Source organism: Streptomyces sp. NPDC057654 (assembly GCF_042800135.1).
GTDB lineage: Bacteria > Actinomycetota > Actinomycetes > Streptomycetales > Streptomycetaceae > Streptomyces.
The window spans coordinates 1-9,918 of sequence record NZ_JBHVHQ010000256.1 but is presented as its reverse complement, the minus strand read 5'-3'; the positions used below and the strand labels follow the sequence as shown (position 1 = coordinate 9,918).

The window sequence follows — 9,918 nt, the reverse complement described above, 5'->3', positions numbered from 1 at the left end:
GAGCATACCCGCTCGAACAAACGACGTTCCTATCTTGCGAACGATGTTCGTTCATGCTCGAATGGTGTTCGTGACTCTAGAACAACGTTCTTCCGATGGTGCTGCGACAGCGCAGCCGCAGCCGCAGTCGCAGCCGCGCCTGATGACGCCACCGCCACCGCCACCGCCACCGCCAACGCCAACGCCGACGTCGCTGCCGATGCCGATGCGCTCCGCGTGGCTGCTCCTCGTGGTCGTCTTCCTCGGCGAGATCATGGACCTCGTCGACTCCAGCGTCGCCAACCTCGCCGGCCCCTCGATCCGGGCCGATCTCGGCGGTGGGCCGATGACGCTCCAGTGGGTGCTGTCCGCCTACACCGCGGCCTTCGCGCTCGGCCTGATCACCTCGGGCCGGCTCGGCGACCTGATGGGCCGCCGCCGGCTGTTCCTGATCGGCATGGCGGGCTTCACCCTGACCTCGCTGGCCTGCGGGCTGGCCCCGGACCCCGGCTTCCTGATCGCGGCCCGCGTGCTGCAAGGGCTGTTCGGGTCCGTGCTGATCCCGCAGGGCATGGCGCTGGTGAAGATCGCCTTCCCGCCGCATCTGCTGCGCAAGGCGCTGATGCCGTTCGGTCCGATCATGGGCCTGGCGACCGTCGGCGGCCCGATCCTGGCGGGCTGGCTGCTGCACCTGGACCTGTTCGGCAGCGGATGGCGGTCCATCTTCCTGATCAACGTCCCGTTCGGCGTGGCCGCCGTCGCGCTCGGCCTGCGCGTACTGCCCCGCCGCGGCGGCGAGGACCCCGGCGCCCGCCTCGATACGACCGGCGTGGGTCTGCTCACCGCCGCCTCCGCCCTGCTGATCGTCCCGCTCATCCAGGGGCGCGAACTGGGCTGGCCGGTCTGGACGTACGTCATGATGGCCGCCTCGGTCGCCGTATTGGCCCTGTTCGTCGCCTCCGAACGCCGCAGCAGCCACCCCGTCATCACCCCGTCCCTCTTCCGCAAGCGCGGCTTCGTGGTCGGCCTGCTGGTCGTCGCCGGGTTCTACGGCGCGCTCAGCGCGTTCATCCTCGTCATCAACCTGCTGCTGCAACTCGGCCTGGGCTGGACGCCCCTGCGCTCCGGCCTGTCCCTGATCCCCTGGGCCCTCGGCACCACCGTCGCCGTCCTGTTCGGCGGCGGAGCGCCGGCGGCGAGGCTGGGACGTACGGCGCTGCACATCGGGTTGGCGATCGCCGTCGTCGGGGTGCTCGGCCTGTGGTGGTCCACGGCCCGCTGGGGTACGGACGTTACGGTCTGGCGGCTGACGCCGTCGCTGTTCCTGACCGGGTTCGGCGCGGGCCTGGTGTTCATCCCGCTGTTCGACTACATCCTCGGCGACGCCACCGCCGAGGAGGTCGGCACGGGCGCGGGCATGCTCAACGCCGTCCAGCAATTCGCCAACGCCATCGGCGTCGCCGCCCTCGGCACCGCCTTCTTCGCCCGCGTGGGCCACGCCACCACGGGCTCCTACATCGCCGCCGCAGAACTCATCTTCGCCATCTGCGCCGGGCTGTACGCCCTGACCCTGCTGCTCGTCTCGCTCCTGCCGAAACACGCGCAGCAGGCGCAGGGGTGAGCGGGGACCACTGCGCCGCCGCGGGCGGCCCCGACTCCTGGCTCCTGATTCCGGTAACTCCTAACCCCGGCTCGTATCAAGGAAGATCCACTGGTCCTCCGGCAGGTTCACGGGGGTCGTCGAGGGGGCCAGGCGGGTTTCCTCGCGCCAGTTCCCCGGCCCGACGGCCGCCGCGGCGACACCCCGCCAGAAGCGGGCGGCCCCCGCGTTGGCCTCCTGAAAAGCGATGCCCCACGCGCCGGGCCGGGAGCGCAGCAACTGGAGGGCGACTTGGCGCCCGACGCCGCGCCTGCGCAGCGCCCGTACGACGAAGAACCCGGAGATCGAGGTCGGGCCCTCGGCCATGGGCCGGGTCAGCACGAACCCGACCGGCGCCGTATCACACCGGATCACCAGTGCTTCCCGCTCCGGCTCGTCGAAGAAGAGCGGCAGAGGGGTGAAGCCGAACCGCCCTTCGGCGTCCGGGAGATAGCCGAAGAACTCCGACATGTCGTGACGGTACAGCTCCGCCAACTGCTCGATGACGGGACGGAGTTCGGCACTGGCGGGCTGAAGAGTGATCGAGTGCATCCGGGGATTCTCGCATCGGTGTACCGATGCGCCGATGCGCCGATGCGCCGATGCGGGGATCGCCCGATGCCGTGTCAGCGGGTGGGCGCCGCTGACGGTGCTTCCCCGGCCGTTCCCGTACTCGCGGCGCGGAACGTGCGCCGGTACGCCGACGGGGCGACCCCCGCCTCCGCCGCCAGGTGGCGGCGCAGGGACGTGGCGGTGGCGAAGCCGACCTGGTGGGCGATGTGTTCCACGGACAGATCGCTGGACTCCAGCAGATGGCGGGCGTGCCGCAGGCGTTGCTGGGTCAGCCGGCGGCCGGGACTGAGGCCCGTCTCGTCGCGGAAGCGCCGGGCGAAGGTGCCACACGGCGCGATGGCGGTGGTCGGCCTACGGCCTGCCGCGGCCGCCGCCGCTGGTGGGCGACAGGGGCCGGAACCGGGCCCACTGCCGGTCGGGCGGTTGGGCGTGACGGGGCAGCGGGATCGGAAGCGGACGTGCTCTCCCCGGGCCGGCAGCCCGGCCGGGTTCAGTCGATCGTCTTGATCAGCCGGGCGGGCACTCCCGCGACCACGGCGCCGGCCGGGACATCGCGAGTGACCACCGCACCGGCTGCGACCACCGCGCCGGAACCGATGGTCACCCCCTGCGTGATCACGGCGGCCGTCCCGATCCAGACGTCGTCCTCGATGACGATCGGGGCGAAGGAGAGGTACTCGCGGCGCTCGGCGAGGGGCAGCGGATGGCCTCCGGTGATGAGGCTGACCTTCGGGGCGATCATGACGCCGTCCCCGATGCGGATGCCTCCCTTGTCCATAAAGGTGCATCCTTGGTTGACGAAGACGTTCTCCCCGAACGTCGTGTTCAGCCCGCACTCGGTGAAGAACGGCGGGTAGATCACCACCGAGTCCGGCAGCGGACCTCCGAAGACAACAGAAAGTAGTTCAGTACGGCCTTCGCTGTCGCTGAACGGCAGTACGTTCAGTCGCGACGTCGCATCGGTGACTTCCGCGATCCGCTCCGCATGGCGCGTGAACTCGGACGTCTGGACGTACATAACCTGCTCGGTGCGGGTAGACATGCGCTGATCCCACCACCGCGCGGAACCCTCGATCAAACAACCCTGCACCACACCCGGCACAACCAGTAGTGGTGAAAGTAGAGTGAGGGTGTGGATGCTGAAGCGCTGCGGACGTTCGTGGCCGTCGCCGGGACCGGTCACTTCCAGGCAGCGGCCGACGAGCTGGGAATCAGCCAGCAGGCGGTCTCCAAGCGGATCGCGGCCCTGGAGCGGCACATCGGGGTCACGCTGCTGGTGCGGAGCTCCCGCGGCTCCCGGCTGAGCCTGGACGGGCAGGTCTTCTTGCCGCACGCCAAGAAGATCCTGGCGGCCGTCGAGCAGGCCGAGCAGGCCGTGCGCCCCGGCAGCCGTCCCTTGCGCGTCGATGTCCTCAACCGGCGCATCGCTCCCGCCCAGGCCGTCTACCGGTTCTACCGCTCCCGCCCCGAGACGGACCTGGACGCGGTCACGCTGAGCACGGAGAACGCCGCCCAAGCCGCCCGAGCGGTGCTCGACGGGACCGTCGACGCGTCCTTCCGCGCCCTGCCGGCGGCTCAGGTCCCGGCCGGGATCAGCGCCGAACGACTCCTGGACGCCCCCTTGGAGCTCCTGACCGGCCCCGGCCACCCGCTGGCCGACACGCCCTGGGTCAGGCCCGCGGACCTGGCCGGCCACCGCGTCTGGATTCCCGGGATCAGGCCGGGCACGGAGTGGGCGGCGTTCTACCAGGCGCTGTCCGAGACCTTCGGCCTGAGCATCGACGCGCTCGGCCCCAACTTCGGTGACGAGGTCCTGATGGACGCGCTGGCCGACTCGGCCTCGCTGGCCACCCTCGTCGGCAGCGGAGACCGGTACCTGTGGCCCCAGACCCACGACCTGCGGCGCATCCCGTTGCACGACCCGACCCCGGTCTACCCGCACGTGCTGCTGTTCCGCAGCAAGGACCAGCACCCCGTACTGACCGCGCTACGTGATTACTTGCGTGCCGCAGGCCCGCGAGCCCCGCACGACGCGTGGGCCCCGGACTGGGTGGACCGCTGACCGGACGACCGATGTCTCGCAGGGCCCCGCAGGGTGCGCTGGACGGGGCAGCCGGGCATCCGGGCATCACGTGGGACGCGAAGGCCTCCGTGTGGTGCAGCCGCGCACGGCTCCACCACACCGGAGGTCTTCGCGACGCTCGTGATCAGTACGCCTAGAAGGCCGTCAGGGTGAGCGTGACCGCTGTCGGGGCCGCGTCCTGGATGTACGAGGCGAAGCCCGCGACGTCGTCGAAGGCGAAGCCGTACGCGTGGCCGTCGGCGGTGGCCTCGTGCATGGCCTTGGCGTAGTGGTTGGTCGTACGGGCGCGGTAGAACGCGGCCGGGTCGGTGGTGGGCTGTGCGGCCGTGTCGTGCAGCGTGGTGCGGTTGAAGCCCGCGCCGAGGACGGCGGCGACCGGTCCGGTGCGCCCGTCGTTGGGGGCGGCCAGGGCGCCGTCGCAGAAGAGCACGTCACGGGTGCTGGGCTTGGCGAAGGAGACGGAGGCGGGGCCGTCGAAGGCGAACTTCCCGCCGCTCACCCGGCCGGTGAACGTCCCCGCGTCGGTGGTGACCTTGAGGTCCTTGGACCCGTACGCGTTCCACACCTCGTCGATGTACGGGGCGAAGTAGTCCTTGGCGAACAGGCCGGAGTCCAGGCCGTGGCCGGGCGCGATGACGCGCAGGTCGCGGTCGACGATGAGCGGCGCGAACGCCTCGACGCCGGCGAGATCGGAGAAGATCTTGGCGCGGGCGCCGTCCTTGAGGGCGCCGGTCGTCTGGTCCTTCGCGCCGGTGAGGTGGATGGCGAGCGGGACGCTGAACATGTCCACCATGGTGGTGTTGCAGAACATGCCGTCCGCGGTGAACGTGAACTCGGCGCAGTCGTGCAACACCTTGTAGTTCGGGTCGCCGGACACCCATCCGGCCGGGTACTGCAACGCGGCCTTGCCCGCGCCGTCCGTGACGACCTTGAGCTTGAGCTTGTCGCCGAGCGCGACATAGATCCGCCCGGACATCTGGGGCAACGTCAGCTTGGTGTCCCCGCTGCCGCTGAGCGGGATGGCGTAGTCGGTGAAGCCGTCGGCCCCGTTGTCCGACAGCTGTACGGGCGCGATCTTGCCGTCCGGGGTGACGTGGACCTGGCGGTCGCCCTGGTTGCCGACTATGTAGACCCATATCGACGAATTGCCGAACTTTCCGGTCTTGTTGACGATCGAGAGAGGCAGCGAACCGGCAGCCCGCGGCTGGACGCCGATGGCGCGTGGGCTTGCGAGAGTAAGGCCGGTACCGGCCGCGGCGACGGTGGCCGCTACCCCTCCAAGCAACTTCCTGCGGCTCAGATGCATGCTCATGAAGTGGCGCTCCTCGGCGAAGTGGGGGGCTCGGCCCCTGACCGACGAGCCAGAGTCCGAGAGCCCGAGAAACAGGTCACCACAGAAGTTAGCGCGAGGGATCCGTGTTGTGGGAGGTGTTGTGAGGCGATCTTGCTTCCGACTTCTGCCCGTTTCGGGTCGTACTCGATGCCGCCACGGAGGGCCGGTTGACCGCCCCTGACAGGATCTGTCGCATGAAGGTACTTGTGATCGGAGCGACAGGAACGATCGGCAGCGCCGTCGTCGGCGCGTTGGAACCCTCCCACCAGCTGGTCAAGGCATCTCGCGGCGGACCCACGAAGGCGGACATGGCCGATCCGTCTTCCTTGGACGCGCTCTTCGACGAGGTTTCGGATCTCGACGCCGTGGTGTGCTGCGCCGCCAGTGGCCCGCTGATCGACCTGGAGTCGGCGTCGGACGACGAGATCGCGGCGGGAGCGCAGGGCAAGCTGTTCGGTCAGGTAGCGCTGGCCCAGCGAGCCGTGCGCCGTCTCCGCGACGGCGGTTCCATCACGCTGACTGGCGGAACCTTCGCCGCTCCGCTGCCCGGCGGCTCGCTCGGAGCCCTCGTCAACGCCGGCCTCGAAGGCTTCGTCCGCAACGCGGCGAGCGAACTGCCGCGAAGGCTGCGCATCAATCTCATCAGCCCCGGCTGGGTCAGGGAAACCCTGGAAGCCATGGGCGCGGACGGCAGGGACGGAACCCCCGTCGCCGAGGTGGCCCAGGCGTACGTGGACGCGGTGGAGGGCGCTGCACAAGGCCGGACCATTCGTCCGTAGCGCCAGGGGAGACTGCCCCGTCGCCCCTCAGATCGGCAGCCGACAGCCGTGGAGACCAGGCCAGCGGCCGGTGATTGTCAGTGCCCGCTGGCAGGATCACCGCCATGACGACATTGCTTCTCGCCGACATCGAACGAGCCATCCTCGGCAGCTGGAGCGCCGAGACTTGCACGCCCGAATACCGGTCGCGCTGGACCCCGGACAACCCCGCCCGGGACCAGTGCGGGGTGACCGCCATGGTCCTCAACGACCTGGTGGGCGGCGAGCTGCTGCGGGGAGAGGTGCGTGTCGGTGGTGAGCGGGTGGACTACCACTGGTGGAACCGCCTCGGCATGGGCGTCGAGATCGACCTCACCCGCGAGCAGTTCGTGCCGGAGGAGACCGTCACCGAGGGCATCGCGATACCCCGCCCGCCCGGCTCCGAGTGGGCCAGGCTCCGCGAGGAGTACGAGCTCCTCCACGGCCGCGTCATGGAGAAGCTCGCCTCCTGACGCCGGGGCCGTCTACGGTTTCGCCCCCGGTCGCGCCGGCTGTGTGGCAAGGCCGCCGAGTAACGCGCGCTACGTGCCGTAGCCACGTCACGCGGTCGGAGGCGCTCAGGACGCGGAGCCATATGCCGAGGTCCCGGTGCCGCTGGTGTCGGAGCCGCGTTCCTCTGTTCGGGGGCGGCGCCGCTATAGGATCCGGTTCAGCCCCTCCTCGTCCGACCCCGAGCACCCCGTCGGGCGTGGTGGAGCCGTGGACGGGGTACCGCTTCCATCGCCAGGTTCACAGACCATGACCGCCAGGTCCGCAGACCACACTGGTCGGGCCCCGAACACCCACAGAACTACGCCATGGCCAAGAACAGCACCTCCTCGACCACCGCCCCCGACTCCGTGTGGCTCGCGTGCGGGCGTCACCTCGGTCCCGAGCCCGAGCAGGACGTCCGGCGCAACCTGATCGCCCTCAAGGCGGCCGGGGTGCTCGACGATTTCCTGGACCTCGAACCCGCCGAGGCGGCCCGTTCCACCGTCCTGCACCCGCGGGACGAGGCCGCCGACCCCGGGCCCGCCGCCCGCCGCCTCTTCGAGGCCCGCTGGCGCGTCGACGACGACGTGACCGTACGCGCACAGCTGACCACGTACGACCCCGAGGCCCGCCGCAAGAAGAGCGAGGGCGTCGCCTGGGTGCTCGCCGCCGAGGCGGAACGGGCGTGGGAGCCGCACTGGCCCTCGCCCGCCACCATGTTCTGGCCCGACAGCGACCGCGTCGCCTGGGACTACGACACCATCCCGGACGTACGCCTGCGGACCGCCAACCACCTGCCGAAGGACGACGACGAACTGCGCCGCCGGCTGCGCGACTGCACCCGGCACAGCTGGTACGTCCACGTCGTCGTGCACGAGGCGATGACGCCCGACGCCAGAGGACAGCAGCCGGTCTCCGCCTTCCTGCCGCCGAGCCTGCGGCACCGGGTGGTCGAGCACCGGGGCACGCCGGAGCAGGCGCAGATCGCCGACTTCGCGATGAAACGCGAGCTGAGCGTCCGCATGCCGCGCGGCGGCGCCGTCGTCCTCCCCTCGGAACCGCGCCACCCGGAGTACGACCCGGAGCGCTTCACCGTGCGCAACGTCTTCCTCGACGGCTCCGAACCGACCGAACTCCTCGACAGGATCAAGGAGTTCGCCGCCCTGCCCCGGCCCCTGCCCGCCGACGCCGAACGGGCCCTGGCCCGGCTGCGCCACGGCTGGCACCTGCTCACCCCCGAAGAGGAACTGGTCCACGCCCAGGGCCTCGTCGCCAAGTACGCCGAAGCGCTCGACGCCATGACGAACTCCCGCGACCTGTACCGGGAGGCCGCCGAGGAGGCACAGTCCGCGCTGGCCGACGCCACCGGCGGCGACGGCACGCCCCGGCCGTCCGTACGGGGACCGGCCAAGACGGACGGATCGCCGCTGAACGCCCTCACGAAAGCGTTCGGCCGCTTCCGCAACCCGAAGAAGTAGCGCCGCCGCGAGGACCCGGCCGCCGCTCCGAGGCGGCCAGGAAGCCGATGTCCTCGAAGTGGTCCAGATAGTGGTCGATGAGGGAGCCGTCCACAGGCGGGCAGTCGAGGCCCGACGCCGCCATGGCACGATCGAAGTTCTCGCGCCCGTACGGAGGGAGGGGAGCGGTCAGCTCACCTCGCGGCGGCGCGCCCGGCCCGGACGGGACCGTCAGCATCGGCAGGAACGGGGTGAGCGGGAAGTCGGGGGACTCGGTGGCGCGCCGCGCCATCGCGTCGAGCCACTCGGCCGCGGGCACGTCGCGGACCGTACGTCCCCGCGCCCGCAGTCGGTCGACGAGCAGCCGCAGGTCCGCGGGCCGGGCGTTGGTGACGTGGTAGACCCGGCCGCACGGCGGTTCATGGGTGAGGATGTGTACGAGCGCGTCGGCGGTGAAGTCCACGGGCACGAGGTTCAGGGGCAGCGGCGCGTCGGGGGCGGTCCCGGTGTCCGCGATGGCCTTGATCAGCGCGCACATCAACGTGCCGGTGGGCCACGTGCCCCGCTCGACGGACCCGCTGATCTCGTACGGGCGGTGGACCGTCACCGGCAGCCCGCGCGCCGACGCCTCCAGGAGCAGGCGCTCGGCGACCCACTTGGTCTGCGCGTAACCGGTGCCGAGCCGGTCGGGGTGGCGCGGCAGCCCGTCCTCCGGCGCATGCTCGCGGCCGGCGAGCCCGTCCCCGGTGAGCGTGTCCATGGTGGACACGTAGTGGACGGGTTTGAGCCGGTGCGCGGCGGCCAGCCGCAGCACCGTACGGGTGCCGTCCACGTTGGCCGGGCGCAGCGCGTCGTACGGGTAGGCGAAGTTGACGTGCGCGGCGTTGTGCACGACGGTGTCCGCCTCGCGGGCCAGCGCGTCGAAGCCCGCCGCGCCTAGCCCGAATCCGGGGCTGGTCAGGTCGCCGGGGACGGCGACGACACGCCGCCACGTGTCATCAGCCGTGAGACCGAAACGCCGCAGGCTCGCCCGTAGCCGCCGCCGCGCGCCCTCCTCGTCGGCCGCCCGGACCAGGCAGTGGACGGTGGCATCGGTCCGGTGCAGCAGGCGGTCCAGGAGGAAGGCCCCGAGGAAGCCCGTGGCGCCGGTGAGCAGCACGTGCCTCGGAGCCAGGGGATCGGGCGGGGGCGGTGCCGTGATGCGGAGGCCGGGGTCCGGTTCGCCCTCCGCGCGGAGGTCCAGGCCCGTACCGGCCGGGCGACGCCCGCCCGCGGCGATCTCGTCCACCGCACGCGCGAAATCCTGGACCGTGGGCCCGGCCAGCAGCAGCCGGATCAGCGCCGGGGACTCCGCGGCGGGGAGGGCCAGCCGCTCCCGCAGCGCCGCCACGGCGCGTACGGCCGGCAGGGACTGCCCGCCCAGGGCGAAGAAGTCGTCGCCGCGGCCGATGGCCGGGAGCGCGAGCAGATCGGCCCACACCGCCGCCACGATCTGCTCGGTCTCGGTGGCGGGCGCCTCGGCCGCCGGGACGTCGGCGCGCGCCGACGGGGGTGGTGCGCAGGGG

General features: G+C 71.2%; 9 protein-coding genes and 1 pseudogene. 5 read left to right on the top strand and 5 right to left on the bottom strand.

Annotated features, from left to right (window positions below):
* Positions 1-199 precede the first annotated feature (199 nt).
* Positions 200-1,600 (top strand): MFS transporter, encoded by a 1,401-nt coding sequence (locus tag ACFU99_RS20110; protein ID WP_384393790.1) that lies wholly within the window; start codon positions 200-202, stop codon positions 1,598-1,600.
* Positions 1,601-1,660: 60 nt separating this feature from the next.
* Here the strand turns inward: ACFU99_RS20110 and ACFU99_RS20105 are convergent, their stop codons facing one another.
* The 3 genes and pseudogenes from ACFU99_RS20105 to ACFU99_RS20095 all read right to left on the bottom strand — a co-directional run bounded on the left by ACFU99_RS20105 (position 1,661) and on the right by ACFU99_RS20095 (position 3,209).
* Positions 1,661-2,170: a GNAT family N-acetyltransferase gene (locus ACFU99_RS20105; RefSeq protein ID WP_384393787.1), complete on the bottom strand. Its 510-nt coding sequence runs from the start codon at positions 2,168-2,170 to the stop codon at positions 1,661-1,663.
* Positions 2,171-2,244: 74 nt separating this feature from the next.
* Positions 2,245-2,517, bottom strand: a pseudogene (locus tag ACFU99_RS20100) (helix-turn-helix domain-containing protein); the annotation flags it as partial.
* A 164-nt stretch (positions 2,518-2,681) separates the two neighbouring features.
* The gene (locus ACFU99_RS20095; RefSeq protein ID WP_384393793.1) at positions 2,682-3,209 is read right to left on the bottom strand and encodes a DapH/DapD/GlmU-related protein; all 528 of its coding nucleotides are present in this window, start codon (positions 3,207-3,209) and stop codon (positions 2,682-2,684) included.
* A gap of 114 nt (positions 3,210-3,323) precedes the next feature.
* Here ACFU99_RS20095 and ACFU99_RS20090 point away from each other — a divergent pair, with 114 nt between their 5' ends.
* On the top strand, positions 3,324-4,253 hold the full coding sequence (locus ACFU99_RS20090; RefSeq protein ID WP_384393784.1) for a LysR family transcriptional regulator: 930 nt from the start codon (positions 3,324-3,326) through the stop codon (positions 4,251-4,253).
* Between the two features lie 154 nt (positions 4,254-4,407).
* Here ACFU99_RS20090 and ACFU99_RS20085 read toward each other — a convergent pair whose 3' ends face one another.
* Positions 4,408-5,586, bottom strand: coding sequence for a glycoside hydrolase family 64 protein (locus ACFU99_RS20085; RefSeq protein WP_384393781.1), 1,179 nt, complete (start codon positions 5,584-5,586; stop codon positions 4,408-4,410).
* Positions 5,587-5,801: 215 nt separating this feature from the next.
* On the opposite strand from ACFU99_RS20085, the gene ACFU99_RS20080 reads away from it, so the two are divergent.
* The 3 genes from ACFU99_RS20080 to ACFU99_RS20070 all read left to right on the top strand — a co-directional run bounded on the left by ACFU99_RS20080 (position 5,802) and on the right by ACFU99_RS20070 (position 8,374).
* Positions 5,802-6,386, top strand: coding sequence for a short chain dehydrogenase (locus ACFU99_RS20080; RefSeq protein ID WP_384393778.1), 585 nt, complete (start codon positions 5,802-5,804; stop codon positions 6,384-6,386).
* Between the two features lie 104 nt (positions 6,387-6,490).
* Positions 6,491-6,877 carry a hypothetical protein gene (locus tag ACFU99_RS20075; protein WP_384393775.1) on the top strand — a complete coding sequence of 129 codons (387 nt, stop codon included), beginning with the start codon at positions 6,491-6,493 and terminating at the stop codon, positions 6,875-6,877.
* A gap of 345 nt (positions 6,878-7,222) precedes the next feature.
* Positions 7,223-8,374, top strand: a complete 1,152-nt coding sequence (locus ACFU99_RS20070) for a hypothetical protein (RefSeq protein ID WP_384393772.1) — start codon at positions 7,223-7,225, stop codon at positions 8,372-8,374.
* On the opposite strand, the gene ACFU99_RS20065 is transcribed toward ACFU99_RS20070, so the two are convergent.
* Positions 8,334-9,918, bottom strand: a 1,585-nt coding sequence (locus tag ACFU99_RS20065; protein WP_384393769.1) for a thioester reductase domain-containing protein, incomplete at its 5' end; no start/stop codon positions are given. The genes ACFU99_RS20070 and ACFU99_RS20065 overlap by 41 nt on opposite strands.

Coding starts and splice junctions, on each gene's coding strand:
- ACFU99_RS20095 (WP_384393793.1), bottom strand. CDS start 3,209: ATGTACGTCCAGACGTCCGAGTTCACGCGCCATGCGGAGCGGATCGCG.
- ACFU99_RS20075 (WP_384393775.1), top strand. CDS start 6,491: ATGACGACATTGCTTCTCGCCGACATCGAACGAGCCATCCTCGGCAGC.
- ACFU99_RS20105 (WP_384393787.1), bottom strand. CDS start 2,170: ATGCACTCGATCACTCTTCAGCCCGCCAGTGCCGAACTCCGTCCCGTC.
- ACFU99_RS20085 (WP_384393781.1), bottom strand. CDS start 5,586: ATGAGCATGCATCTGAGCCGCAGGAAGTTGCTTGGAGGGGTAGCGGCC.
- ACFU99_RS20080 (WP_384393778.1), top strand. CDS start 5,802: ATGAAGGTACTTGTGATCGGAGCGACAGGAACGATCGGCAGCGCCGTC.
- ACFU99_RS20110 (WP_384393790.1), top strand. CDS start 200: ATGCCGATGCGCTCCGCGTGGCTGCTCCTCGTGGTCGTCTTCCTCGGC.
- ACFU99_RS20070 (WP_384393772.1), top strand. CDS start 7,223: ATGGCCAAGAACAGCACCTCCTCGACCACCGCCCCCGACTCCGTGTGG.